This is a genomic window from Microbacterium sp. GW821-FHT01D02, from assembly GCF_059422585.1.
In genome coordinates this window covers 31,824-57,038 of sequence record NZ_JBWKXB010000002.1, presented here as the reverse complement: position 1 = coordinate 57,038, position 25,215 = coordinate 31,824, and the positions used below count along the sequence as shown (strand labels likewise).

Below are 25,215 nucleotides of genomic sequence, written 5' to 3'. Positions count from 1 at the left end.
GGTGGGGCCGGTAGCGTCAGCCGGGCAAGGGGAGTACTCCCGTCTGCAGCGTCGTCGTCATTACGAGCACGAGATCGTGCTCCGGCCCGCTGGCCCGAAAGGGTGGAGGAGACCTTGGCACCCGCATCGCGGGCTGCCGAGAAACCCCTGCCGTCGTCTCGACGTGGTGGATCCCGGTGGCCCCACCACGAAGGGACCACCCATGGGAAAGCTCTCCCGCCTGATCGGACTCGCGTCCGACGCACTCGAGAAGAACTCCGGCTCCGGGCGCAACGGTCACCCGCAGGACGCGTCCCGCTCGCAGGGCGGATCGCGCTCGACCGACTGGGGAGGCATGCTCCGCGGTGCCGTGGACGCGGTCCGCGGCCAGGCCGATCCTGCACGGCCGTCTGATCGGGACGCTCGCCCCGCGCCGGCCGACCCGTACGCGCCGCCTGCCTCGCCGGGAGCCGCGCCTCGTCGTGCGGGCGCCGCCCCTGCATCCGCCGACCGCTACGCGCCGCCCGTCCCCGGGTCCGGACGCGCCTCGCACCATGGCTCGGACGCCGATCGTGCGGCCATCGCCCGCTACGACTACCTGCTGCAGACGGCCGATCCGCAGCGCATCGAGCAGATCCATCGTGAGGCCTTCGCGCGGCTGACTCCGCCGCAGCGGGCACTCATCGAGGACCGGATGCGGCAAGAGCTCGCGCCGGAGGAGCGCCCGCGTTCGTCATCACCCGACGATCTCGCGCGCGCGGCCGGACGGGCAGAGGCCATGCGGCCGGGGCGGATGCGCGGACTCCTGTCCCGGGTGCGCGGCGCCGGTGCCGGTGGAGCGGCGGTCGCGGCAGGCGGCGCGGCGGTCGGGCTCCTCGGCGTGGTCGCCGGCGGGGCGGTGCTCAGCACCGTCGCCGGACCGCTCCTGGAACAGGCCGCGAACATCGGCGTCGACTTCGGCGCGCTCGCGGAGGGCGTCGATCTCGAGTCCCTCGCCGCCGGCGTCGACGTCGAAGGCCTCGCGGGCGGTGCCGAGGACCTGATGGGATCCGCAGGCGAGGCGGTCTCCGGACTCGGTGAGAGCGCGAGCGGGTGGGGCGAACGGCTCGGCGATCTCGGCATCCCGGGCATCGGCGATCTCTTCGGGCGCTGAGCCGGCATGATCCTCGCGACAGACGCAGAGCACGGCTTCACCGGCCTCACCGGGTTCGCCGCCGATGTCCTCACCGCTTTCGGGGACATCGGCGTCGGTGTGCTGGTGTTCCTCGAGGTGCTGATCCCCCCGATCCCCAGCGAGGTGATCCTGCCTTTCGCGGGCTATCTCAGCCAGAGCGGCGACCTGAATCTGGGCTGGCTGATCTTCTGGAGCACGCTCGCATCCTGGCTCGGAGCGCTGCTGTTGTACTGGCTCGGCGCGGCGATCGGCATGGAGCGCGCGATCCGACTGCTCGCGGCGACACGGCTGGTGAGCCGCACCGACCTGGAGCGAGGATCGGACTGGTTCGTGCGCAGCGGCGGCTGGACCGTGCTGGTCGGGCGGATGGTGCCGGGCGTCCGCAGCCTGATCTCCATCCCCGCCGGGGCGTCCCGCATGAACCTCGTGACCTTCAGCCTCTACACGATCATCGGCAGCGGGATCTGGAATGCCCTGCTCATCGGGGTCGGCGCGGCGCTGGGCACCCAGCACGAGCAGCTCGAGCACTATCTCGGCTACCTGGACTACGCCGTGTACACGGCCATCGCGATCGCGCTCGTGGTCCTGATCGTGCGTCGGATGCGGGAGGCGGCGGAAGAGCGTCGGGTCGCGACCGCCGGCATCGTCTCCGGGGGCGACGAGCGGGACGAGTGACGGGACTCCGGGGCTTGCGCCTCGATCGCGGGGTGTGCCCCCGCTGGGACTCGAACCCAGACTGAAGCGATTTTAAGTCGCCTGCCTCTGCCATTGGGCTACGGGGGCCGCCCGGCCAGCCTATCGCCGCCCGCCCCGATGCGACGGGGTGCCGCGAGGGGTGATCCCGGGTACGCGGAGGCCTTAGGGTGGGGGAGTGCTCGACCTCATCGACGAACTGAGCCCCGTCCAGGGTGCCCCCGCGGTCGCCCCCGAGTGGGAGGACCCGGCGCGCTACTGGCCACGCCTGTCCGCCGTGACGGGACACCTTCCCGCTCCGGTGGCCGTGATCGATCGCGAGGCGCTCCGGTACAACGCGATGGACCTCCTGGTCCGCGCGGGCGGACTCCCGATCCGGGTCGCCTCGAAGTCGGTGCGCGTGCGCGCCGTGCTCGATGCGGTCCTGAAGCTCCCCGGGTTCCACGGCATCCTCGCCTTCACGCTCGAGGAGGCCCTCTGGCTCGCCGAGACCCACGATGACATCATGCTCGGCTACCCGACGGTGGATCGCGCGAGCCTGGAGCGGCTGTTCGCCGACGAGCAGGCGGCGCAGCGCATCACGCTGATGGTCGACGACCTCGTCCACCTGGATCTGATCGACAGCGTCGCCGGGCCGGGCCAGCGCCCGGAGATCCGTGTCGCGATCGATGTCGACGCCTCCTGGCGCTCCTCGCTGCTCGGGCACATCGGTGTCCGCCGGTCGGCTCTGTTCACGGCAGGGGAGGTCGCCGCGTTCGCTCGCAAGGTCGTCGCGCGACCGGGCTTCCGGCTCGTCGGACTGCAGATGTACGACGCGCAGATCGCCGGGCAGGGCGACGACGCCGGACCCGATGCGCCGCTGATCCGCATGGTCCAGGCGCGCTCGCGGAACGAGCTGCGCGAACGTCGTGCGGCGATCGTCTCCGCGGTGAGCGCGATCGCCCCGATGGAGATCCTGAACGGCGGCGGCACCGGTTCGCTCGAGTTCACCGGCAGCGATGAATCCCTCACCGAGGCGAGCGCCGGCAGCGGCCTCCTCGGCGGTCATCTCTTCGACGGCTATCGGTCGTTCCGCCCGGCACCGGCATCCGCGTTCGCATTCGACGTCGTCCGTCGTCCGGCTGCGGACATCGCGACGGTGCTCGGCGGAGGGTGGATCGCTTCCGGCCCCGCTCTGGCGTCCCGACAGCCGCGCGCCGTGTGGCCCGAGGGGCTGCACACGCTGTCCCGCGAAGCGGCCGGCGAGGTGCAGACACCGTTGCAGGGTCCGGCGGCGACGTCGCTGGGCGTGGGGGACCGGGTCTGGTTCCGACATGCCAAGAGCGGGGAGCCGGCCGAGCGCATCACGCACTACCACCTGGTCTCGGGCGACGAGATCATCGACGAGCTGCCGACGTACCGCGGCGAGGGAAAGGCGTTCCTGTGACGAGAATCGGCGGCTCCTGGCAGAACTGGAGCCGTACGGCCTCGGTGCGACCCGTGCGCGTGGAGCGCCCGCGCAGCCCCGAGGGCGTGCAGCGGGCGGTGATCGCGGCGGTCAAGCAGGGCCTCAGCGTGAAAGCCGTCGGCGCGGGGCACAGCTTCACCGGCATCGCCGTCGCCCCGGGCGTCCTGCTGGAGCTCGACGACCTGCAGGGACTCGTCTCGGCGGATGCCGCGACCGGGAGGGTCACGCTCCTCGCGGGCACGCGACTGCACCGCATCCCCGGCCTGCTCGCGCCCTACGGGCTCGCGATGGAGAACCTCGGCGACATCGATCGGCAGTCGATCGCCGGCGCGATCTCGACGGGCACGCACGGCACCGGCGCGGAGTTCGGCGGTCTCGCCACCCAGGTCGTCGGCATCACGCTGGTCACGGCTGCCGGCGAGTTCCTGCGCATCGACGACGAGCACGAGAGCGATCTGCTCCCGGCCGTGGCGCTCAGCCTCGGTGCGCTGGGCATCATCGTCGAGGTGACCCTCCAGTGCGTTCCGGCGTTCGTCATGCACGCGGTCGATGAGCCCGCGCCGCTCGACGAGGTGCTCGCGACGCTCGACGAGCGCGTCGCCGCCTCCGATCATTTCGAGTTCTACTGGTTCCCGCACACGGACGTGGCGCTGACCAAGCGGCAGACGAGACTTCCGGAGTCGACGGTCCGCAAGCCGCTCCCGGTGGTCGGGAAGTGGATCGACGAGACGCTGCTGTCGAACGGCGTGTACCGGGTGGTCTGCGCCGCGGGGCGGGCGGTCCCGGCGATCACGCCGCCGTTCAGCCGCCTCGCGGTCACGCTCACGGGCGACCGCGAATACACCGAGCTCTCGCACCGTGTGCTCATCCAGAGCCGGACCGTGCGGTTCCGCGAGATGGAGTACGCGCTGCCCGCCGAGAACGTCGTGCCGGCCTTCGAGGCGGTCCGCGCGCTGATCGCCCGACGTGGGTGGCGGATCGAGTTCCCCATCGAGGTGCGCTTCGCCGCCGCCGACGACCGCTGGCTGTCGACCGCGCACGGGCGCGCGAGCGCGTACGTCGCCGTCCACCGCTATTGGCGGGCGGACCCGACCGAGTACTTCGGTGCGGTCGAGGAGATCATGCTCGAGTTCGGCGGACGTCCGCACTGGGGCAAGCTGCACACCCTCACCGATGGGACACTGCGGGAGCGGTACCCGCGCTTCGACGACTTCATCGCGCTGCGCGATCGGCTGGACCCGGAGCGCCGGTTCGCGAACCGGTATCTCGAGCGCGTCCTCGGCAGCTGATCGGACCTCAGCGCGACCCGCGTCGCGCCCAGTCCACGTGCAGGGTGCGCGTCTAGGATGAGAGAAACACGAGGAAGGGTGGGCCTCTGATGGAATGGCTCGTGCCGGTACTGATCGTTGTCGGAGTGATCCTGCTCGCCGGCATCTATCTGTGGGCCACGTACAACTCGCTGGTGCAGCTGAAGGTGCGCGTCGACGAGGCGTGGAGCGGCATCACGGTGCAGCTGAAGCGTCGGGCCGACCTCATCCCCAACCTCATCGAGACGGTCAAGGGCTATGCGTCCCACGAGAAGGCCGTCTTCGAGAACGTGACGCGTGCGCGCGCCGAGACCCTCTCCGCCGGGGGACCGGGCGAGGCGGGCATCGCCGAGGGACACCTCCAGCAGGCGCTGCGCAGCCTCTTCGCGGTCGCCGAGGCGTACCCGCAGCTCCAGGCCAGCACGAACTTCCTCCAGGTGCAGCAGGCTCTGGTCGACACCGAGGACAAGATCCAGGCCGCGCGCCGGTTCTACAACGGCGGGGTGCGCGAGCTCAACACCAAGATCAAGGTCTTCCCGAACAACCTGTTCGCCAAGGGGCTCGGCTTCACCGAGCGGGAGTTCTTCGAGGTCGCCGACAGCAGCGCGATCTCCGAGCCGCCGCGCGTCCAGTTCTGATCCGCGCGTTCACCAGACGGTGAGCGCCACCCCGTCTTCGGTGAAGGATACGTCGCCGCGCACGCTCCAGGACTCGGTTCGATAGCTCGTCGTGCGTGTGGCGCCGTCCTGGCCCGTGCCGGTCACCGTCGCGACCAGCGCGCCGCCGTCGGCGCGGAAACCCGCCCCTGACAGCACGATCGTCGGCAGTTGCTCGATCCGATAGCGGATGTCGGAGACCTCGCGGAACTCCGTGCCCCACGGGATCCGGATGCCGCACCCGGTGGGCACGGCGGTGCCCGGTTCCGTGCAGGTCTCGAGGTGCTCGTCGAGCTGCTTCTGCGCCGCGGTCGTCGCCTCGGCACGGACGGACACGTCGACATCGACGGCGGTCTCGTCCCCGGGAAGGACGGTCACCGACTTCTCGCCGCTGAGCAGCGACACCGGCGCGGCAGTGACGGTGTAGGTCGCCGGCAGTAGCGCCGTCGCCTCGCCGGCGGGCAGGGTGTGCTCCCCGATGGCGACGAATGTGCCGACGGACGGAGCGGCGGTCACGCTGCCCCGCCCGGAATCGTCCACGACCCACCGTCCGTCGACGGGGGAGAGTGTCAGCTCTGCCGTGTGCTCTTCATCGGCCAAGCGGAAGGAGATCTCGGCCACAGCCGTCGCACCGCCGACCGGGGCGCTGCCACCGCCCTCGATGGAAGTCACCTCGGCATCCTCGACGAGTGCCGTCGCCTCGGAGAACGTCTCAAGGGTCTCCGGTGAGACCACCGCGCCGGTCTTCTCCACCGCGGCGGGGTCACCGGATTCGAGTGCGCGCAGGTACGCGGCAGCGGCCTCTTCCGGGGTGGACTCGCTCGTCGTGGACTGCCAGATCCACAGCCCGGCGGCGACGGCCACGACGACTCCTGCGGCTCCGCCGATCAGCCACCACCGTCGCCGACTCATGCGGGTTCTTCCCTGGTGTGCACGTGGCGCCGCACCGACGAGCCCGCTCCGGCGGCCAGTGCACCGTGCAGCGCCCCCGTGGCGTCGCCCCAGCCGGAGACCGAGACGTGCTCCAGACCCTGCCAGGAGGCGGCGAGGGCGAGTTCTTCCGCGATCGGCTCCGCATCGCCGGGTCGGGCCTGCGGCTCCCACCAGGCGGATTGCACCTGCAGGGTCGATGTGGCGCGGTCGGCCTTGAGGTCGACGCGCGCGACCACACGATCGCCCACGAGCACGGGCAGCGAGTAGTAGCCGTACCGGCGCTTTTCCGCGGGGACGTAGATCTCGATCCGGTAGTCGAGGTCGAACACGCGGAGGGCGCGCTCGCGGAACCACACCACCGGGTCGAAGGGCGTCAGCACCGCGGCCGTCTCGACTTTGCGCGGAAGGACCGCATCGCGATGGCGCCACGCCGGCAGCGGACGGCCACCGCGCTCCCACCCGCGCACCTGCACCGGCAGCAGCTCGCCCTCGTCGACGAGCTGCGCGATCGATCGCGCGACGGCCGCCCGATCGCGGATCCGGTAGTAGTCGGCGAGGTCGGACTGCGTCGCGACGCCGCTCGAGCGTGCGGCGCGGCGCGTCAGCTCGAGGATCGCGTCATCGCGCGAGATCTCGTGCGAACGGATGCCCTCGGGGATCACGTGCTCGGCCAGCGCGTATGTGCGCTCGAAGCCCCGGCGACCGCTGACGGCGACGTCTCCCGTGCGCCAGAGATGCTCGAGGGCCAGTTTCGCGTCGTCCCAGTCCCACCAGGTCCCGCGCTCTCGCGGCGCATCGTCGCGGAGGTCGGCGGGGCGAAGCGGTCCGCGGGCTCGCAGCTCGTCCTGCACCCACTGCACGGTGCGTGCGTTGTTGCTCATCCAGGAGTCCGCATCGGTCCAGCGACGACGGAAGTCGTCCATCCGAAAACGCCACAGCGGCCAGTCGGCGACCGGGATGAAGGTCGCCTCGTGCGCGAGGTACTCGACGTAGTGGGTGGTGCGAGACAGGAAGACCCGGTCGAGGAGCGCGGGGTCGTAGGAGCCGAGGCGGGAGAACAGGGGCAGGTAGTGCGAGCGCGCGAAGACGTTGACGGAATCGATCTGGAGCACGCCGAGCCGGTCCATCACGCGGTGGACGTGCCGTGCGCTGACGGCGCTCGGCCGCGCGCGGGTGAAGCCCTGAGCGGCCAGAGCGATACGGCGTGCCTGGGTGGGGCTGAGGGTGTCGGTCACGTCGTCAGCGTAACGCCGACCGGCGACATCGCGGTCCGTACTCGGAAGGATGCGTCCAACGGCATACGGCATGACCGTAGACTTGGGCGATGAGCGAGGACCAGCGACCCCGGCTGCGAGATCTCTTCCGTCCGCGCCCGGTCTCCACAGACCGCACCGTGACGACCGATGCCGACGAGGCGGTGCCCCTGCCGTTGCGCATCACCGCGAGCTATGCCTGGCGGCTGCTGATCATCGCCGCCGCCATCGGCGTCTTCATCTGGCTGGTGATGGTGCTCAAGCTCCTGGTCATCCCGCTCATGGTCGGCATCCTCATCACCGCCCTGCTGTGGCCCGCGTTCTCGTGGATGCTGCGACACGGTCTGCCGCGCTGGCTGGCGATCGCGATCTCGCTCATCGGCACCGCCGCGATCGTCGCGGGGCTCCTGTGGCTCGTGATCTGGCAGGTGCGCGCGCAGCTGCCCGACGTCCAGCAGCGCTCGACCGAGGCCTTCGACCAGTTCCAGGTCTGGCTCCACCAGGGTCCGCTCAACCTCTCCGACACCCAGATCGCCGACTACCTGCAGCAGGGGCTCGACTTCCTCGACGAGCAGGCGCAGGTGCTCTGGACCGGCGCGCTGGCCATCGGCACCACCGTGGGGCATGTCGCCACCGGCGCGGTGCTCTCGCTGTTCATCCTCATCTGCCTGCTCGCCGACGGCGCCGGGATCTGGCGCTGGACCCTGCGGATCTTCCCGCGCAACTCCCGCCCGGCGGTCGATGGCGCGGCCCGCAACGGCTGGGCGACGATCGTCAACTACGCCCGCACCCAGCTGTTCGTGGCGACCATCGACGCGATCGGCATCGGCCTCGGGGCGTTCCTGCTCCAGGTGCCGCTCGCGCTGCCGGTGGCCGTGCTGGTGTTCCTCGGCTCGTTCATCCCGATCGTCGGTGCCGTCGTCACCGGTGCCGTCGCCGTGTTCCTCGCCCTCGTCTACAACGGGCCGTGGATCGCGCTGTGGATGCTCGTGGTCGTCCTGGCCGTCCAGCAGATCGAGGGCCACATCCTGCAGCCGATCATGATGGGCTCGGCGGTCAAGGTGCATCCCCTTGCCGTCGTCCTCGTGGTGGCGGGAGGCGCGATGATCGCCGGCATCCCCGGGGCGCTGTTTGCGGTGCCGCTCGCGGCGTTCGTGAACGTCTTCGCCGTGACGGTGAGTTCGGGGTCGTGGCGTACCGGTGTCGGCCCGAGTGGCGACCTGATCTGGAGCACAGTACCGCGCGAGCGGAGACGGAGGAATCGATGAGTGCAGTCCCCAGCCTGACCGAGTTCGAGCACGCTGCTCAGAGTCTGGCTGAGGTGATCTCGCACACGCCGACGCTGCCGTCGCGAGCCCTCTCCGACATTCACGGAGGTCCGGTCCTGCTGAAGATGGAGAATCTTCAGCGCACCGGCTCGTTCAAGATCCGCGGTGCGGCCTACCGGCTGTCGAAGCTGAGCGCCGAGGAGCGCTCCCGCGGCGTCGTCGCGGCCTCCGCGGGCAACCACGCCCAGGGCGTGGCCCTCGCCGCGCAGGCGCTCGGGATCCCCGCCACGATCTTCATGCCCCTGGGCGTGCCGGTGCCCAAGCTCCTCGCCACTCGCGGCTACGGCGCGGAGGTGGTGCTGGAGGGCGAGACCGTCACGACGTCCCTGCGCCTCGCCGCGGAGTTCTCCGAGCGCACCGGTGCCGTCCTGATCCATCCCTTCGACCACCGCGACGTCGTGATCGGCCAGGGCACACTGGGCCTCGAGCTGCTCGAGGATGCGCCGGAGGTCGACACCGTGGTCCTCGGCATCGGCGGCGGCGGCCTCATCGCGGGCGTCGCGGCAGCCGTCAAAGCCCGTGCCGCCGAGCTCGGACGCACGGTGCGCATCATCGGCGTCCAGGCCGAGAACGCCGCTGCGGTCCCGCCGTCGCTCGCCGCCGGGGAGCCCGTCGACATCGTCACGCGACCGACCATCGCCGACGGCATCCTGGTCGCCCGTCCCGGCGCGATCCCGTTCGAGATCATCAAGGACCTCGTCGACGAGGTGGTCACCGTCTCCGACGACGATCTGGCGCGCGCGATCCTGATCCTGCTGGAGCAGGCGAAGGTCGTGGTCGAGCCCGCCGGCGCCGCAGGCGTGGCCGCCATCCTCGCCGGGAAGGTCTCCGGCACCGGGACCACGATGGCCGTCCTCTCCGGCGGCAACATCGACCCGCTGCTGCTGCAGCGCGTCGTCTCCCACGGGCTCGCCGCATCCGGCCGGTACCTCACCATCCGCATCCCGCTGCCCGACCGTCCCGGACAGCTCGCGCGGGTGTCCGAGCTCATCGCCGAGGCGGGGGCGAACGTGATCGAGGCCATGCACACCCGGCACGGCCACGGCCTGCAGATCAGCGAGGTCATCCTCGAGCTCAGCGTCGAGACGCGCGGGCCCGAGCACTCGGAGCACACGCTCGACACGCTGCGTCGCGCCGGCTTCGAGCCCATCCTGCTCGCGGACTGAGCGACCGGCCGAACACGCAGAAGCGCCCCGCATCCGAGAGGAGGCGGGGCGCTTCTGCGTGGGGCTCGGCTCAGCCCGTGTACGTCTCGACGTTCACGATCTCGACGCTGATCGAGCGGCCGTTCGGAGCTTCGTACGACGACTTCTCGCCGACCTTGAGGCCGAGGATGGCCTGGCCCAGCGGGCTGGCCTCGCTGTAGACGTCCAGGTCGCTGCCGGCGGCGATCTCCCGGCTTCCGAGGAGGAAGACCTCTTCGCCACCCGCGACGACGGCGGTGACGACGGTGCCGGGCTCGACGATGCCGCGGCTGGCGGGAGCCTCGCCCACCTTCGCGGTCTTCAGCAGTCCCTCGAGCGTGCGGATGCGGGCCTCCTGCTTGCCCTGCTCATCCTTCGCAGCGTGGTAGCCGCCGTTCTCCTTGAGGTCGCCTTCCTCGCGAGCCGCCTCGATGCGCTTGGCGATCTCATCGCGGCCGAACGTGGACAGGTGCTCCAGCTCGGCGACGAGCCGGTCATACGCTTCCTGCGTGAGGAAGGGAACCTGAGCGTCGGTGGACATGACGAAGCTCCTTCTTTCGGGATCCCTCCGACATGCTGCGGGGGATATGCCAAGACGCCCCGGCACGGTGCCGGGGCGTCGTCTTGTCTGGCACGAGTCTAGGCGACCCAGCAGGTGTTCACCAAACCTGTCGTCGCCTCCGCGACCGTCGGGATGGTCACCTTCCGGGCCTGGGAGTGGCTCTCGCCGGCGGCGATCTCGACGATCTTCCAGCCGACGACACCGAACTCCTCGTCGAGCGCCTCCACGGCGCAGACGACGTCCTTGCCCTGCACGCCGGTCACCTGGAAGCTCAGTTCGACCGAGTGCTCGTCGACGAGCACGAAGCCCAGATCGTCCGCGTCCACGGAGGCCATGGACTGCGCGACGGTCATCCAGCTGAAGGCGACGACCACGAGCAGCGCGACGGCGCCGCCGATGATCCAGGGCAGCCGACGCCGTCGGGTTCGGCCATAGCGTTCGTCGAGCTCGAGTGCGGTCGTCACAGGGGGGTTCTTCCGGTCGTTAGGCTGGTGTTACCAGGTTATGCGACCTGCGTGAGAAAGGCCCATTCATGCGCTCTCTGACCGAGACCCCGATGCCGACACCCAGCATGACGGTCAATCCGGTGCTGGTGACTCCGGGGTTCGTCGGTTTCGCCGTGATCGTCGTCATCGTGATCGCCGTGATCCTGCTGATCTGGGACATGAACCGCCGTATCCGGCGGGTCCGGTACCGCGACGAGGTGCGGGAGGAGCTCGACGCCGAGGAAGCCGCACGCGCGGCGGCGGAGGCCGCTGACGGCGCGACCGGTGCCGCGACTCCGGACGGGGTCGACACCGACGCGCGCGACGAGGGCCGGGAACCGCCCACGCGCTGAGCCCGTCGGGCGCCGCCGCCCCGAGTGCACACGTCCGCCGGTCTCGGACCTACGGTGCGCCCAGCGACGGCGAGAGCGGCGCCAGAGCGATGAGCAGGCACGCGGTCCAGTGGCACAGGAACGCGAGCACCGTGCACACGTGGAAGATCTCGTGGAAGCCGAAGTGGCCGGGCCACGGGTTGGGCTTCTTGAGCGCGTAGACGATCGCGCCTCCCGTGTAGAGCAGCCCTCCGACGATCACCAGCACCATCATCGCGAAGTTCGCGTTCATCAGGTCGACGATGTACATCACCGCCGCCCAGCCGAGCAGCAGGTACAGGGCGACGTAGAGCCAGCGCGGAGCATTGATCCAGAACACGCGGAACAGGATCCCGATCAGCGTGCCTCCCCAGACCAGGGACAGCAGGAGCACGCCCTTCGACGGGGGCAGCGCGAGGGTGGCGAGGGGAGTGTAGGTCCCGGCGATCAGCAGCAGGATGTTGGCGTGATCGATGCGCTTCAGAAGCACCTTCACCTTCGGTGACCAGTCGAAACGGTGATAGAGCGCCGAGTTGCCGAAGAGCAGGAGCGAGGTGACCATGAAGACCGCCGCGGCCCACTTCGCGGGCGCACCGTCCGCGACGATGATCAGTACGACACCGGCGACGATGGCCACCGGGAACGTGGCGGCGTGGATCCATCCCCGCCAGGTCGGCTTGATGTCGACCGCCGCATCCACGGCCGCGGCTTCGAGCAGTGGCAGCTGGGGGACGTCGGGGCCGGAGGCTTCGGGAGTGCTCACGTGCTCACTCTAAGCCGGTGCGCATACCGTGCACGGAACATATCCCACGCGGCGCGATTCCTCAGCATCCGCACCGGTGGTGGCGGTCCCGGCACGATAGCGTAGGGAGGTGATTTCCCGCGAGAGCCCGGTGCGAGGGCCGCTGTACCGGCTCTACACCAGTCGCCTGCGTCGTCACCTCGATCCCGCCTCCGTGCCGCATCACGTCGCGATGATGATCGACGGCAACCGGCGGTGGGCGCGCCAGCTCGGACTGGACACCCCCGCGGAGGGCCACCGCGCCGGAGCCGCCAAGATGCGCGAGTTCCTCGGCTGGTGCGATGAGCTCGGCGTGCGGGTCGTCTCCCTGTACCTGCTCTCCAGCGACAACCTCCGCAAGCGCGACTCCGCGGAGCTCGCCGACCTCATCGAGATCATCGCCGAGCTGGCGGAGGCCCTGTCCCGTGAGGGGAACTGGCGGGTCAAGCACGTCGGGCGCGCCGACATCCTGCCCCCCGAGCTCGCGCGGGTGCTGGCGGACGCGGAGGAGCGCACCAAGGACCACAGCGGACTGCACGTGAACCTCGCCGTCGGATACGGCGGTCGCAACGAGATCGTCGACGCCGTCCGGAGCATCATCACGAAGCACGAGGCGTCGGGCGGCACGATGGAGGACCTCGCCGCGCACCTGACGCCGGAGATGATCGGCGAGCACCTGTACACGGGCGGGCAGCCCGACCCCGACCTCGTCATCCGCACGAGCGGCGAGCAGCGGCTCAGCGACTTCCTGCTCTGGCAGAGCGCGCACAGCGAGTTCTACTTCGTCGAGGCGCTCGGACCCGACCTCCGCCAGGTGGACTTCCTGCGCGCGATCCGCGACTACGCCGATCGCGACCGCCGGTTCGGACGCTGAGCGGGCGCGGCCCGGACGGCACCGTGCCACAATGACGCAGTGAGCACTTTCCAGGACTATGTCGACACCTTCGACAACGAGTCCGGCTACCTGAACTGGGCGGCCTTCGGGCCGCTGTCGCCCTCGGTGCGCGAAGAGGTCTTCGCCGACGCCGACCTGCTCGGCAACGGGCGCCCGTCCTCCCTGTCCCTGGTCTGGGAGCGGGTCGGACAGGCGCAGGAGGTCGTGGCGGAACTGCTCGGCGGCGACGCCGACGACGTCACGCTCCAGCCCTCGTCCACCCACGGCCTCATGCACGCGCTGTACGGGCTGTCCGGTGCGGTCATCGCGAGCACGGCGGAGTTCCCCAGCGTCAGCCTGACCCTGGAGCGGGCATCCACGGCATCGGACCGTGCGCTGACGCCGCGCTGGATCACTCCCGACGACGGACGCGTGACCCCGGATGCCGTGGCGGAGGCTCTCGACGACGAGGTCACCGCACTGGCCGTGAGCCACGTGGACTTCCGCACCGGGTACCGCGCCGATCTCGCGGCACTGCGTGAGGCCATCGGCCCCGACCGGCTGCTCATCGTCGACGCCGTCCAGTCGTTCGGCGTCATCGACGTCGACTACAGCGCGGCGGACGTCGTGGTCGGACACGGCTACAAATGGCTGCGGGCCGGACGCGGCAGCGCCTTCGCCTGGTTCTCGCCTCGGGCACGGGAGCGGATCATCCCCGTGCTCTCCGGGATCACCGGGACCACGGCCTCCGGCCTGTTCGTGGACGAGCTCCCCGCGCCCGCGGCATCGGCCAGGGCGTACACGATCAGCGGTCCGGACACCCTCGCGGCGGGTCGCCTCGCGATCGGGGTGCGCGACATGCGCGACGCCGGCATCGCCGCGATCGAGGAGCGCCTCGCCGAGCATGTCGACACCGTGCTCGAGATCGCCGACCGCCACGGCATCGAGGTGAGCTCACCGCGGGAGCGCTCGCAGCGCGCCGGCATCGTCGCCCTCGCGCCGGAGGAGCCCGCGCGCCTGGCCGCGGCCCTCGCGAACGCCGGTCTGGTGGTGACGGCACGGGGGTCCTCGGTACGGATCGCGCCCCACGCGGGCACCGACGCGGACACGTTCCAGCTCCTCGACGACACCCTGCACGCGTTCGGCAACGAGACGTTCATCAGCGCGTAACGCAGCGCTGGCGTGTCGAGTGCGGGTTAATCCCTCTCGCGGTCGTACGTTCTAGGCATCGGGCAAGGCGCCCGGTCGGGTCGGCCTCAGGTTTTCGACTCGAGACCCCCTGGTCGACTCGTTCGAATAGCCGGGATTCCCCGGGTCGGGAGTGGGTCGTGACCACACGTACAGCGCAGCAGGCCACCAGCACCGCGCAGCAGTCCACCCGTAAGACGACGAGGCGAGCATCGTCCGCAGATCCGGATCAGGATCTGCGCACCTATGTGCTCGACACCTCGGTCCTGCTGAGCGATCCGCAGGCGTTCTTCCGGTTCGCCGAGCATTCCGTCGTCCTCCCCGTCGTCGTCATCACGGAGCTCGAGGGCAAACGGCACGACCCGGAGATCGGCTACTTCGCGCGACAGGCCCTGCGTCATCTCGACGACCTGCGCATCGAGCACGGTCGCCTGGACTTCCCGGTCGAGGTGGGGGAGGGCGGCACGCTCCGCGTCGAGCTCGCCAACACCGACTCCTCCGTGCTCCCCGCCGGCATCCGCCTCAGCGACAACGACACCCGCATCCTCTCGGTCGCGATGCACCTGGCGCAGGACGGGCAGGACGTCACGATCGTCTCCAAGGACCTGCCGATGCGGGTCAAGGCCGCCTCGCTCGGACTTCGCGCCGAGGAGTACCTCGCCGAGCAGGCCGTGGACTCCGGGTGGACGGGCATCTCGACGATCGACCTCTCCGGAGACGACATCAGCGACCTGTACGAGAGCGAGGTCGGCATCAGCGAGGAGGCTCGCGGGCTGCCGGTCAACACGGGACTGATCATCCACTCCGAGCGCGGTTCCGCCCTCGGACGGGTCACCGGCGACGGCGAATACCGACTGGTGCGCGGCGACCGCGACATCTTCGGGATGCACGGCCGCTCCGCCGAGCAGCGCATCGCGATCGACCTGCTCCTGGACCAGGAGGTCGGCATCGTCTCCCTCGGTGGTCGCGCCGGCACCGGCAAGTCGGCGCTCGCGCTGTGCGCCGGACTCGAAGCCGTGCTCGAGCGTCAGCAGCAGAAGAAGATCATCGTATTCCGTCCGCTCTTCGCGGTCGGCGGGCAGGAGCTCGGCTACCTTCCCGGCGACCAGGGCGAGAAGATGGGGCCGTGGGGCCAGGCGGTCTACGACACCCTGGGGTCGGTCGTCTCCGGCAACGTGATCGAGGAGGTCATCGAGCGCGGACTGCTGGAGGTGCTGCCGCTCACGCACATCCGCGGACGCTCCCTCCACGACGCGTTCGTGATCGTCGACGAGGCGCAGTCGCTCGAACGCAACGTCCTGCTGACCGTGCTGAGCCGCATGGGGCAGAACTCGCGCGTCATCCTCACCCACGACGTCGGGCAGCGCGACAACCTCCGCGTCGGCCGGCACGACGGGATCGCCAGCGTGATCGAGACGCTGAAGGGACACGACCTCTTCGGTCACGTGACCCTGATGCGCTCCGAGCGCTCGGCGATCGCAGCCCTCGTCACCGAGCTCCTGGAGGGCGGAGAGCTCAGCTGACCGAGGAAACAGCGGATGCCGCGAGGAACGAGTCCTCGCGGCATCCGTCGTCTCGGGGGTCAGCCCGGGTGGGTCATCGAGAGCAGGTCGAGCTTCTCGTCCAGCTGCTCCAGGGTGAGCTCGCCGCGCTCGACGTAGCCGAGGTCGATCACGGCGTCGCGCACCGTGATGCCCTTGGCGACCGAGTGCTTCGCGATCTTCGCTGCGGCCTCGTAGCCGATGAGCTTGTTCAGCGGGGTCACGATCGACGGGCTCATGCCCGCGAACGCGGCGGCGCGGTCGACGTTCGCCTGCAGGCCGTCGATGGTCTTGTCGGCGAGCACACGCGAGGCGTTCGACAGCAGGCGGATCGACTCGAGCACCGCGGTTCCCATGACGGGGATCGCGACGTTGAGCTCGAAGGAGCCGGATGCTCCGGCCCAGGCGACCGTCGCGTCGTTGCCGATCACGCGGGCGCACACCATCAGCACGGCCTCGGGCACGACCGGGTTGACCTTGCCGGGCATGATCGAGGAGCCGGGCTGCAGGTCGGGGATGTGCAGCTCGCCCAGACCCGTGTTGGGGCCGGAGCCCATCCAGCGCAGGTCGTTGTTGATCTTGGTCAGCGAGACCGCGATCGTGCGCAGCGCGCCGGAGGCCTCGACCAGACCGTCGCGGTTGGCCTGCGCCTCGAAGTGGTCCTTCGCCTCGGTGATGGGCAGCTCGGTCTCGGCCGCGAGCAGCGCGATGACCTTCTGCGGGAAGCCGAGCGGCGTGTTGATGCCGGTGCCGACCGCGGTGCCGCCCAGCGGGACCTCGGCGACGCGGGGGAGGGCCGACTGCACGCGCTCGATGCCCAGGCGGATCTGACGGGCGTAGCCGCCGAACTCCTGGCCGAGGGTCACCGGCGTGGCGTCCATGAGGTGCGTTCGGCCGGACTTGACCGCGTCCTTCCACAGCTCGGCCTTCGCCTCGAGGGCGACGGCGAGGTGGTCGAGCGCCGGGATGAGCGTGTCGATGAGCGCCTGGGTGACCGCGATGTGCACCGAGGTCGGGAACACGTCGTTCGACGACTGCGAGGCGTTCACGTGGTCGTTGGGGTGAACCGTCGCGCCGAGGATGCGGGTCGCGAGCGTCGCCAGCACCTCGTTCATGTTCATGTTCGACGACGTGCCGGAGCCGGTCTGGTAGGTGTCGACCGGGAACTCGCCGTCGTGGGCGCCCGAGGCGACCTGGTCGGCGGCCTGGGCGATCGCGTCGGCGATGGCGCCGTCGAGCGTGCCGAGCTCCTTGTTGGCGAGTGCCGCAGCCTTCTTGATGCGGGCCAGGGCGGCGATCTGCGTCGACTCCAGCCCCTTTCCGGAGATCGGGAAGTTCTCCACGGCGCGCTGGGTCTGCGCTCCGTAGAGTGCGTTCACGGGTACCCGCACCTCACCCATGGTGTCGTGCTCGATGCGGTAGCTCAGCGAGTCTTCGCCGCTGCGCTGGTCGGTCTCGGTCATTCCGAACCCTCCTTGGTTACGGGGCCTGTCCCCTGGATAGCGTCCTCGGTGTCGATGCCGACCGTGATCACGGGCACCGCGGTGCCCTCGGCCAGACGGTAGTTGGCGCCGACGATGCCGAGTCGACCCTCGGCGACGGCGTTGCTGATGATCTCGGACGACTGCAGCAGATCGCCGACGGTGTTGCGCAGGTGCTCGCGCCCGACGAGTTCCGAGTCGATGTCCGCCACCGTGCCGCCGCCGCTCTCGGCGAGGACCTTCCGCGCGGCCGGCACGATCGGAGCGATCAGCTTCCAGATGTGCGGGGGCAGCGGGGCCGCGTCGATCGCGGTGCCGTCGATCGCGGCGCGCACCGCGCCGCACGAGTCATGGGCGAGGACCACGATCAGCGGCACCTCCAGCACGGCCACGGCGTACTCCAGGCTGGCCACGATGGACTCGCCCATCACCTGGCCGGCGTTGCGCACGACGAAGAGGTCGCCCAGGCCGAGGTCGAAGATGATCTCGGCGGCCAGGCGCGAGTCGGAGCAGCCGAACAGCGTCGCGACGGGGTGCTGCGCCGCCTCGAGATCCTTGCGGCGAGCGACGTCCTGGTTGGGATGCCTCGGCTCGTCCGCCACGAACCGGCGGTTGCCCTCCTGCATCTGCTGCCAGGCCGCGGACGGGGTCAGGGGGTGCGTCATGAAGCCTCCGAGAGGGAGCGGATCTGGGGGATGAGGGACTCGGCCAGCTCGGCGGTGGAGTCGGGGGATCGCGAGCCGTAGAGCAGGATGTAGTCGTCACCCGCCTGCGTGCCGATGGCGTAGCTGACGTTGGCGTTCGAGTCGGAGCCTCCCGGCTTGAACACGTCCCAGTCGAACCCGCCGATGCGGACGGTGTCGGTGGGGGCGATGCCGTTCAGACGCTGCGGCGCCCAGGATGCGTCGGCGTCGAAGGCCTGGGCGACCTTGATGAAGCCGCGCTCGTCCTCGTCCTTCGGAGCGAGGGTGACCTCCCAGACGACCGTCGCCCCGCCCTGCATGGCGGCGGCGTTGGCGCGCCAGAAGGTGCCGAGATCGGGGATGAGCACGTCGCGGTCCATGGAGGACTCGACGCCCTCGGCGATGCCGGCCACGTCGAGCGGCTTCTGCTCCACCGGCTCGCCGCGGGGGACCGCGAGGATGATGACGGCCACGACGGCGACCGTGACGAGCAGGGCCGCGACGAGGTTCCGCATGGTCTGGCTCGACCGGTAGGCCTTGCTGGATGCGGCCTTGCGTGCGGCGGTCTCGTCGGGGGTCTCCGGGCGGCCGAGCTCGGCGATGATCGGGGGCTGCTTGCTCATGACTCTCCCGACGGCGTCTCGGTATCGGAGGCGGCGGCGCGGGCGGCGTCCAGACGGCGCTTCGCCCCGAGGAGCCACTCCTCGCAGCGGGCGGCCAGGGCTTCGCCGCGCTCCCAGAGGGCGAGCGAGTGCTCCAGCGTCGGGGAGCCCTGCTCGAGCTCGGCGACGACCTTCACGAGCTCGTCACGGGCCGCCTCGAACGACAGCGTCTCCACGGGGATGTCGTTCAGCGCACTCACCCCTCCATCCTACGTCGTGCGCCGCGGCGGCCAGGCTCAGGCGGATTCGGCGATCTCGCCCTCCGAGCGCGCCGCCACCGAGCCGCGATCGAGCGTGATGGTCAGAGCGCTGCCGGCCGGAGCCTCGGCGGCATCGCGCAGGATCACGCCTCCGTCGAGGTGGGCGATCGCGTAGCCGCGGGCGAGGGTCGCCGCGGGGGACAGCGCGCGCAGGGAGGCGCGCAGCTCACTGGTGCGACGGCCCGCGGTGTCGAGGTGTCGGGTCAGGGCGTCGCGTCCGCGCGACAGCAGTAGCCACAGCTCCTGGGCGCGGGCATCGATGATCGGTGCGGGGGAGCGCAGCACCGGGCGGGAGCGGAGCTGCTCGAGCTGGGCGATGTCATGCGAGAGACGCTGCGTCAGGCGGGTGGTCGCCCGGGACCGCAGCTGCGCGATCAGGGCGCGCTGCTCGCCGACGTCGGGCACGACCCGCTTGGCCGCATCCGTCGGCGTGGAGGCGCGCAGATCGGCGACGTCGTCGAGGAGCGGGTGATCGTTCTCGTGGCCGATCGCGCTGACGACGGGGGTGGACGCGGCGGCGACGGCACGGACGAGCCGCTCGTCGCTGAACCCGAGGAGCGTCTGCGGGTCGCCACCGCCGCGGGCGATGATGATGACGTCGACCTCGGGGTCGGCGTCCAGGCGCGCGAGCGCGGCCAGGGTGTCGGGGACGCAGCGGTCGCCCTGCACGGCGGCGTACTCGGTGCGGAAGCGCACCTGCGGCCAGCGGAGCTCGGCGTTGCGGTGCACGTCCTTCTCGGCGTCGGACCGCTCTCCGGTGATCAGCCCGATCACGTGGGGGAGGAACGGCAGGCGCTGCTTGCGGGACGGATCGAACAGTCCCTCCTGCCGGAGCTGGACGCGGAGCTTCTCGAGGCGCTCCAGCTGGTCGCCGAGCCCGACGTGCTTCATCGCCGAGACCGTGAAGCTGAAGTCGCCGGCCTTGACGAAGTAGTCGGCCTTCACCGCGGCGACGACATGGTCGCCCACGCCGATGTCGGAGGGGATGCGCCCGCGCACGCTCGACCACACCCGGATCGAGATCTGCGCGTCGGAGCGGGTGTCCTTGAGGCGCGCGAAGACGTTGCCGGCCCGCACGTTCCAGGAGGTGATCTCGCCCTCGACCCACACCGTGTTCCATCGGGCGATGAAGTCGCGGATGGTCGTGTTCAGGCGGGTGACCGAGGTGGGGGCGTCGGCCGTGGAGTCACGCGGCGCCACGGAGTCGGCGGGTGGCGTCTCGCCCTGTCCGGTCGTCGCTTCGAAGACTGTCATCCGCTCCCGCTCCTGCTCAGACTCTCCCCGGCCCCGCACAGCTGCGCGACGGTAGAATTCAAGGGTGACTTCGACTGCCGTTCATCTCCCCGTCCCTCGCCTCCCACGCGTTCGCGCGGCGGCCGGGCGGCTTCAGGATAACCCGGTGGCCGGACACAAGCGGGTTCTGCTCGCCGCTCCGCGCGGATACTGCGCCGGCGTGGACCGCGCGGTGGTCGCCGTGGAGAAGGCTCTCGAGCGCTACGGCGCGCCCGTGTACGTGCGCAAGCAGATCGTGCACAACATCCACGTGGTGACCGAGCTCGAGGAGAAGGGCGCGATCTTCGTCGAGGAGGTCGATGAGATCCCCGAGGGCGCCCACGTCGTGTTCAGCGCGCACGGTGTCTCGCCGGCGGTCGTGAACGCGGCCTCCGATCGCGGCCTGCACGCGATCGACGCCACCTGCCCGCTCGTGACCAAGGTGCACCGCGAGGCGGTGCGCTTCGCGCGCGACGATTTCGAGATCCTGCTCATCGGCCACGACGGCCACGAGGAGGTCGAGGGCACCGCGGGTGAGGCGCCCGACCACGTCACGGTCGTGAACTCCCCGGAGGAGGCCGACACCGTCGTCGTGAAGGACCCGAACAAGGTCGTCTGGCTCTCGCAGACCACCCTCTCCGTCGACGAGACCATGGAGACGGTCAACCGCCTCCGCACGCGCTTCCCCGAACTGCAGAATCCGCCGTCCGACGACATCTGCTACGCCACGCAGAACCGTCAGGTCGCCATCAAGAAGGTGGCCGCCGGCGCGGATCTCGTGATCGTCGTCGGCTCGTCCAACTCCTCCAACAGCGTGCGCCTCGTCGAGGTGGCGCTCGAGTACGGGGCGAAGGCGGCGTACCGCGTCGACTACGCCGAGGAGATCCGGCAGGAGTGGCTCGACGGTGTCGAGACCGTCGGCGTGACGAGCGGGGCGTCCGTCCCGGAGGTGCTCGTGCGCGAGGTGCTCGACGCGATCGGCGATGCCGGCTACCGCGATGTCGAAGAGGTGAAGACGGCGGAGGAGGACCTCATGTTCTCGCTGCCCAAGGAGCTGCGTCAGGACGCTGCCGGTCAGCGCGACGCACGGGCCCTCGGCGGACGTGCATCCGGAGGAGGCGCGTAGCGTTGAGCGCCGCGGAAGCGGAGCCGACCCTCATCGGGTCCGTACAGCGCGCACTGCGTCTGATCGACATCGTCGCCAACTCGCCGCGTCCGCTTCCCACCAAGATGCTGGCGGCGATCACGGGGCTCACCCCGGGCACCACCTACAACCTGGTACGCACTCTCGTGCACGAGGGGTACCTCAGCTCCGAATCCGACGGAGTGGTGCTCGGCTCGCGGTTCCCCGCCTTCCAGCAGCAGATCGACTCCCGGGGCGTCTTCCTCGCCCGCGTCCGCGCCGCCCTGCGCGATGTGACGGAAGACGTCGGCGCGACGGCGTATCTCTCCCGATTCGCCGACGGCGAGATGCACCTCATCGACATCGTCGACGCGGCGCGCAATCCGCGCGTCGAACTGTGGGTCGGCTTGCAGTCCAGCGCGCATGCGACGGCCCTGGGGAAGCAGATCCTCGCCGACCTGCCCGACGAGGAGCGGATGGACTATCTCTCCCGGCACCGTCTGGAGGAGCTCACGCCGCGGACGATCAGCGACCGCCGCACGCTGCTGACCCAGCTGGAGCGCTCGCCGGGGTGGGCGGTGGACCACGAGGAGTACGCGATCGGCGCGACATGCGTGGCCGTTCCGGTCATCGCTCCCGGCATCATCGCGTCGCTCGCGATCTCGCTGCCCGCGAACCGGGCGGTGGTGGACCGGGAGCTCGTCTCGACTCTGCAGCGCACCGCGCGGCACCTCTCGCTCCAGCTCGGAGCCGACTCCTTGGGCGACGGCGCCGATTTCACTATCTGAAGTCTCCCCCTGGCGCGGCGGCAGGCGTTTTCCTATGATCGGGGGAGTAGCGGATAAACATGAACGCTACCGATCGCCTCAAGCGTCCCCAGCGCTGGTGATCGATCCGGATGAGGAGCGTCCCCAGCGCTCCACATCCGCGGCCCCGAGAAGTCCCCACTTCTCCGGGGCCGCTATCGTTTCCGGGGTCCACGACGGCGGCGGCCCCTGGGAGCCGTGCAGAGCTTGTGCCGTTAGCATGGCGGGATGACCGATCAGCGGCCCCAGTACGGCGAACTCGCGACTCCCGAGGAGCAGCGCCGCGCCGCCGGGCTGCCCCCGATCGAGGAGTTCGCGCCCGCGCCCCCTCCCGCCGCGGTGCCCAGCACCGTGCAGGCGGCCGCACCGGCGGGCACGGCCCGCGCGAAGTCGCATCCGGTGGACCGTTTCGTGACGATCGCCTTGCTCGCGTACGGGCTGATCAACATCGTCATCACGGGCCTGGCGTACCTCGATCTGCCGAGCGTGATGAACGAGACCATGAAGATCATGGGTGTTGAGGGGGAGTTCACGAACTTCGCGCAGGGGCGCACCTGGGGGACCATCGCCGCGATCGTCCTCGCCGTCGGCTGGTCGATCACCGCGGCGCTGTCGATCCGTCGCCTGCGTCGCGGCCGGATCACCTGGTGGGTGCCGATCGTCGGAGCGATCGCGACCATGGTCGTGGTGTCGATCTGCATCGCGGTGCCGATGATGGGCGACCCGGCCTTCGTCGCCCATCTGACGGATCTCGGTCCGTAGTCACAGGACGGGGCCGGTACGTTCGAAGCATGCTTCAGAACAGCTTCGGCGTCCAGCTCTCCTACGCCTCCGTCGATCGCGGCGACGGCTCCGACCCCCGCACAGCCGCGCAGGATGTGCTCGCCCGCCTGCGCGTCCTCGCCGGACTGCGCGATGCGACCGGCGACTGGGGGGATGCGCAGGACGCCGTTCTCGCGATCCCGCTCACCGATGACCGTCACGTCCTGACCCTGGACGACGAGGACGGGATCGCGTCGACCCTGAGCACCGCGGACCTGCGCGCGGCGTTCCAGGAGCACGGACTGACGCTGTGGCTCGACGCGGACGACGACACGGAGGACGACACGGACGAGGAGGCGGACGACGCCCTCGACATGAGCGTCGAGGGCGACGTGGACGGCGAGGACGCGGAGGAGGACATGGTCGACATCGACCCCGCCCTGTTCGACACGCCGACCGTGCAGGTGTCCGCGTTCTCGCATCGGGGCCCCACCATCGCGCGGGTCCTCGCCTCGGCGCGCCGGACGCCGGTCGATCACCGCGAGTCCGGTGACTGGTCGCTGCAGCAGTTCGAGTCCGCCGATTCGACTGCGGACTGGGTCAGCTCGCGGGCCGAGCTGCCGCTGATCGAGCTCAGCCGCACGGAGTCCGGTGCCTGGTTCGACGTGACGGCGGTCGGCACGGGAACGGTGCCGTTCTGGCCGGATGCGGAACGGGACACCCGTGCGGTGCTCGACATCGATGCCATCCGCGTTCCGGAGACGGCCGAGATCTATCGCCGGCTGCTCACGGAGGGCGACGGGAGCCGGGACGAACTCCTCGGACTCGCCGCCGTCGTGCCCCTCGACGTCGACGCCGCTCATCGCGCGCTGATCCCGGAGTCCCTGGGTGGGGTGGTGGGCTCCGAGGCCCGGCTGCGCGCCTTCGTGGCCGCGTTCGGTGTGGCGCCCGACCTGATCGAGGCCGCGTTCGCGGAGAACGCCACAGTGCCCGAGCGGCGCTTCCTCCCGACCGGATGGTGGCCCACGCTCCGGGAGACCGCGATCGCGGGCATGGGGGAGCTCAGCCCGCTCACCCGTCGTCGGCGACCGCTGGTACGGCTGGAGGATGCGCTCCTGCGTCGTCGCGCACTGGGTCTCTCGGTGACGCTCGGCGAGCTCGCAACGGGGGTGTGGGCGGCGTCCCGCTGGCGCGGACTCGGTCGGTTCCTGGGCGTTCTCCTGATCGTCGACGCGGTGATCGACACCGCGATCTGGGTCACGCGGATCCGTCGCGGACGCCGCCCTTAGCGCTCGCTGCGTTCGCACCCGCCTCACACAAGAGATGCCCCCAGCCGTGCGGCTGGGGGCATCTCTTCGTCGGAGCGGGTCGGTCAGCTCTGGGACTGGCCGTAGGAGCCGAGCTGACGGGTCGACTCGACCACGCGGGCGGCCATCGCCGACTCGGCGATCTTGCCCCAGGCGCGCGGGTCGTACTGCTTCTTGTTGCCGACCTCGCCGTCGACCTTCAGCACGCCGTCGTAGTTCTTGAACATGTAGTCGGCGATCGCACGCGTGTAGGCGTACTGCGTGTCGGTGTCGATGTTCATCTTGATCACGCCGTTGGCGACCGCGAGGGCGATCTCCTCGTCGGTCGAGCCGGAGCCGCCGTGGAAGACCAGGTCGAGCGGCTTGGCGCCGGTGTTGTACTTCGCGGCGACCTCGGCCTGGATCTCGCCGAGGAGTTCCGGACGCAGCTTCACGCCGCCGGGCTTGTAGACACCGTGCACGTTGCCGAAGGTGAGCGCGGCGATGTAGCGGCCCTGCTCGCCGAGGCCCAGCGCCTGCACGGCCTGGTCGACGTCGGCGAAGGTCGTGTAGAGAGCGTCGTTCGAGCCCTCGTGCTGCACGCCGTCCTCTTCGCCGCCGACGACGCCGATCTCGACCTCGAGGATGGCGTTGATGTTCTTCATGCGGGGGAGGAGATCCTTCGCGATCTCGATGTTCTCCGCGAGGGGAACGGCGGAGCCATCCCACATGTGGGACTGGAAGATCGGGTTGCGACCGGCCTTGACCTCTTCCTCGGAGGCGGAGATCAGCGGCTCGACGAAGCCGGCCAGCGCGTCCTTCGGGCAGTGATCCGTGTGCAGCGCGACGGTGATCGGGTAGTTCTTGGCGACCTCGGTGGCGAAGCGGGCGAACGCGAGGGCGCCCGTCGCGCGAGCCTTCACCGTGTGGCCGGCGAAGTAGTCGGCGCCACCCGTGGTGACCTGGATGATGCCGTCGGAGCCGGCCTCGGTCAGTCCCTGGAGGACGGAGTTGATCGTCTGCGAGCTGGAGACGTTGAATGCGGGGTACGCGAAGCCGCCGGCCTTCGCGCGGTCGAGCATTTCGGCGTACTGATCCGGGGTGGCGACGGGCATGAGAACTCC

Annotated in this window: 26 protein-coding genes and 1 tRNA gene; 15 read left to right on the top strand and 12 right to left on the bottom strand. The window is 70.1% G+C overall.

Annotation, left to right across the window (positions count from 1 at the left end):
- Nucleotides 1-202 precede the first annotated feature (202 nt).
- Nucleotides 203-1,132, top strand: coding sequence for a cation-transporting ATPase (locus tag AC07VM_RS09075; protein WP_494910800.1), 930 nt, complete (start codon nt 203-205; stop codon nt 1,130-1,132).
- Between the two features lie 6 nt (nt 1,133-1,138).
- Nucleotides 1,139-1,828: a DedA family protein gene (locus tag AC07VM_RS09070; RefSeq protein ID WP_267417767.1), complete on the top strand. Its 690-nt coding sequence runs from the start codon at nt 1,139-1,141 to the stop codon at nt 1,826-1,828.
- A 35-nt stretch (nt 1,829-1,863) separates the two neighbouring features.
- Here AC07VM_RS09070 and AC07VM_RS09065 read toward each other — a convergent pair.
- Nucleotides 1,864-1,936 (bottom strand) — tRNA-Leu (locus AC07VM_RS09065).
- 88 nt (nt 1,937-2,024) lie between these two features.
- On the opposite strand from AC07VM_RS09065, the gene AC07VM_RS09060 reads away from it, so the two are divergent.
- From AC07VM_RS09060 to AC07VM_RS09050, 3 genes are all read left to right on the top strand, one after another.
- The gene (locus AC07VM_RS09060; RefSeq protein ID WP_494910799.1) at nt 2,025-3,272 is read left to right on the top strand and encodes an alanine racemase; all 1,248 of its coding nucleotides are present in this window, start codon (nt 2,025-2,027) and stop codon (nt 3,270-3,272) included.
- Complete coding sequence (locus AC07VM_RS09055; RefSeq protein WP_494910798.1) at nt 3,269-4,582, top strand: D-arabinono-1,4-lactone oxidase; 1,314 nt, start codon at nt 3,269-3,271, stop codon at nt 4,580-4,582. The genes AC07VM_RS09060 and AC07VM_RS09055 overlap by 4 nt, the downstream gene beginning before the upstream one ends.
- Before the next feature lie 89 nt (nt 4,583-4,671).
- A complete protein-coding gene (locus AC07VM_RS09050) occupies nt 4,672-5,238 on the top strand; it encodes a LemA family protein (RefSeq protein WP_029262976.1) in 567 nt (188 codons plus the stop codon).
- A gap of 9 nt (nt 5,239-5,247) precedes the next feature.
- Here the strand turns inward: AC07VM_RS09050 and AC07VM_RS09045 are convergent, their stop codons facing one another.
- Nucleotides 5,248-6,168 (bottom strand): hypothetical protein, encoded by a 921-nt coding sequence (locus AC07VM_RS09045; protein ID WP_494910796.1) that lies wholly within the window; start codon nt 6,166-6,168, stop codon nt 5,248-5,250.
- Complete coding sequence (locus tag AC07VM_RS09040; protein ID WP_494910794.1) at nt 6,165-7,424, bottom strand: winged helix-turn-helix domain-containing protein; 1,260 nt, start codon at nt 7,422-7,424, stop codon at nt 6,165-6,167. The genes AC07VM_RS09045 and AC07VM_RS09040 overlap by 4 nt, the downstream gene beginning before the upstream one ends.
- 89 nt (nt 7,425-7,513) lie before the next feature.
- Here AC07VM_RS09040 and AC07VM_RS09035 point away from each other — a divergent pair, with 89 nt between their 5' ends.
- Nucleotides 7,514-8,710 carry an AI-2E family transporter gene (locus AC07VM_RS09035; protein ID WP_494910793.1) on the top strand — a complete coding sequence of 399 codons (1,197 nt, stop codon included), beginning with the start codon at nt 7,514-7,516 and terminating at the stop codon, nt 8,708-8,710.
- Complete coding sequence (gene ilvA, locus AC07VM_RS09030; RefSeq protein WP_267417775.1) at nt 8,707-9,936, top strand: threonine ammonia-lyase; 1,230 nt, start codon at nt 8,707-8,709, stop codon at nt 9,934-9,936. Before AC07VM_RS09035 ends, ilvA begins: the two co-directional genes overlap by 4 nt.
- Nucleotides 9,937-10,006: 70 nt before the next feature.
- Here the strand turns inward: ilvA and greA are convergent, their stop codons facing one another.
- Together greA and AC07VM_RS09020 are read right to left on the bottom strand one after the other, a co-directional pair.
- Nucleotides 10,007-10,495, bottom strand: coding sequence for a transcription elongation factor GreA (gene greA / locus AC07VM_RS09025; protein ID WP_267417776.1), 489 nt, complete (start codon nt 10,493-10,495; stop codon nt 10,007-10,009).
- A 98-nt stretch (nt 10,496-10,593) separates the two neighbouring features.
- Nucleotides 10,594-10,980 (bottom strand): DUF4307 domain-containing protein, encoded by a 387-nt coding sequence (locus AC07VM_RS09020; protein ID WP_267417777.1) that lies wholly within the window; start codon nt 10,978-10,980, stop codon nt 10,594-10,596.
- Between the two features lie 68 nt (nt 10,981-11,048).
- Between AC07VM_RS09020 and AC07VM_RS09015 the strand changes: the two genes are divergently transcribed.
- The gene (locus tag AC07VM_RS09015) at nt 11,049-11,354 is read left to right on the top strand and encodes a hypothetical protein (RefSeq protein WP_494910790.1); all 306 of its coding nucleotides are present in this window, start codon (nt 11,049-11,051) and stop codon (nt 11,352-11,354) included.
- 49 nt (nt 11,355-11,403) lie between these two features.
- On the opposite strand, the gene trhA is transcribed toward AC07VM_RS09015, so the two are convergent.
- Nucleotides 11,404-12,135, bottom strand: coding sequence for a PAQR family membrane homeostasis protein TrhA (gene trhA, locus AC07VM_RS09010; RefSeq protein ID WP_267417779.1), 732 nt, complete (start codon nt 12,133-12,135; stop codon nt 11,404-11,406).
- A gap of 112 nt (nt 12,136-12,247) precedes the next feature.
- On the opposite strand from trhA, the gene AC07VM_RS09005 reads away from it, so the two are divergent.
- From AC07VM_RS09005 to phoH2, 3 genes are all read left to right on the top strand, one after another.
- Nucleotides 12,248-13,027: an isoprenyl transferase gene (locus AC07VM_RS09005; protein ID WP_267418524.1), complete on the top strand. Its 780-nt coding sequence runs from the start codon at nt 12,248-12,250 to the stop codon at nt 13,025-13,027.
- 39 nt (nt 13,028-13,066) lie between these two features.
- Nucleotides 13,067-14,197 carry an aminotransferase class V-fold PLP-dependent enzyme gene (locus AC07VM_RS09000; RefSeq protein ID WP_494910789.1) on the top strand — a complete coding sequence of 377 codons (1,131 nt, stop codon included), beginning with the start codon at nt 13,067-13,069 and terminating at the stop codon, nt 14,195-14,197.
- 158 nt (nt 14,198-14,355) lie between these two features.
- Nucleotides 14,356-15,738, top strand: coding sequence for an RNA 5'-3' helicase PhoH2 (gene phoH2, locus AC07VM_RS08995; RefSeq protein ID WP_267417782.1), 1,383 nt, complete (start codon nt 14,356-14,358; stop codon nt 15,736-15,738).
- 59 nt (nt 15,739-15,797) lie between these two features.
- Here phoH2 and AC07VM_RS08990 read toward each other — a convergent pair whose 3' ends face one another.
- Genes AC07VM_RS08990 through xseA form a run of 5 tightly spaced genes read right to left on the bottom strand, consistent with a single transcriptional unit; the run spans nt 15,798 to nt 20,096 of the window.
- On the bottom strand, nt 15,798-17,219 hold the full coding sequence (locus AC07VM_RS08990) for a class II fumarate hydratase (RefSeq protein WP_267417783.1): 1,422 nt from the start codon (nt 17,217-17,219) through the stop codon (nt 15,798-15,800).
- Nucleotides 17,216-17,902 carry a carbonic anhydrase gene (locus AC07VM_RS08985; protein WP_267417784.1) on the bottom strand — a complete coding sequence of 229 codons (687 nt, stop codon included), beginning with the start codon at nt 17,900-17,902 and terminating at the stop codon, nt 17,216-17,218. Before AC07VM_RS08985 ends, AC07VM_RS08990 begins: the two co-directional genes overlap by 4 nt.
- Nucleotides 17,899-18,543: a DUF4245 family protein gene (locus tag AC07VM_RS08980; protein ID WP_267417785.1), complete on the bottom strand. Its 645-nt coding sequence runs from the start codon at nt 18,541-18,543 to the stop codon at nt 17,899-17,901. Before AC07VM_RS08980 ends, AC07VM_RS08985 begins: the two co-directional genes overlap by 4 nt.
- Entirely contained in the window at nt 18,540-18,782 is a 243-nt protein-coding gene (locus AC07VM_RS08975) for an exodeoxyribonuclease VII small subunit (protein ID WP_267417786.1), read from the bottom strand. The genes AC07VM_RS08980 and AC07VM_RS08975 overlap by 4 nt, the downstream gene beginning before the upstream one ends.
- A gap of 36 nt (nt 18,783-18,818) precedes the next feature.
- Entirely contained in the window at nt 18,819-20,096 is a 1,278-nt protein-coding gene (xseA, locus tag AC07VM_RS08970; protein ID WP_494910787.1) for an exodeoxyribonuclease VII large subunit, read from the bottom strand.
- Nucleotides 20,097-20,160: 64 nt separating this feature from the next.
- Here xseA and AC07VM_RS08965 point away from each other — a divergent pair, with 64 nt between their 5' ends.
- The 4 genes from AC07VM_RS08965 to AC07VM_RS08950 all read left to right on the top strand — a co-directional run bounded on the left by AC07VM_RS08965 (nt 20,161) and on the right by AC07VM_RS08950 (nt 24,094).
- Nucleotides 20,161-21,240 (top strand): 4-hydroxy-3-methylbut-2-enyl diphosphate reductase, encoded by a 1,080-nt coding sequence (locus tag AC07VM_RS08965; RefSeq protein WP_267417788.1) that lies wholly within the window; start codon nt 20,161-20,163, stop codon nt 21,238-21,240.
- Between the two features lie 2 nt (nt 21,241-21,242).
- Nucleotides 21,243-22,025, top strand: a complete 783-nt coding sequence (locus tag AC07VM_RS08960; RefSeq protein WP_494910786.1) for an IclR family transcriptional regulator — start codon at nt 21,243-21,245, stop codon at nt 22,023-22,025.
- A 246-nt stretch (nt 22,026-22,271) separates the two neighbouring features.
- Nucleotides 22,272-22,805 (top strand): DUF6264 family protein, encoded by a 534-nt coding sequence (locus tag AC07VM_RS08955; RefSeq protein WP_267417790.1) that lies wholly within the window; start codon nt 22,272-22,274, stop codon nt 22,803-22,805.
- A 29-nt stretch (nt 22,806-22,834) separates the two neighbouring features.
- Complete coding sequence (locus tag AC07VM_RS08950) at nt 22,835-24,094, top strand: hypothetical protein (RefSeq protein WP_494910784.1); 1,260 nt, start codon at nt 22,835-22,837, stop codon at nt 24,092-24,094.
- An 83-nt stretch (nt 24,095-24,177) separates the two neighbouring features.
- Here the strand turns inward: AC07VM_RS08950 and fbaA are convergent, their stop codons facing one another.
- Nucleotides 24,178-25,206 (bottom strand): class II fructose-bisphosphate aldolase, encoded by a 1,029-nt coding sequence (fbaA, locus tag AC07VM_RS08945; RefSeq protein ID WP_494910782.1) that lies wholly within the window; start codon nt 25,204-25,206, stop codon nt 24,178-24,180.
- Nucleotides 25,207-25,215 lie beyond the last annotated feature (9 nt).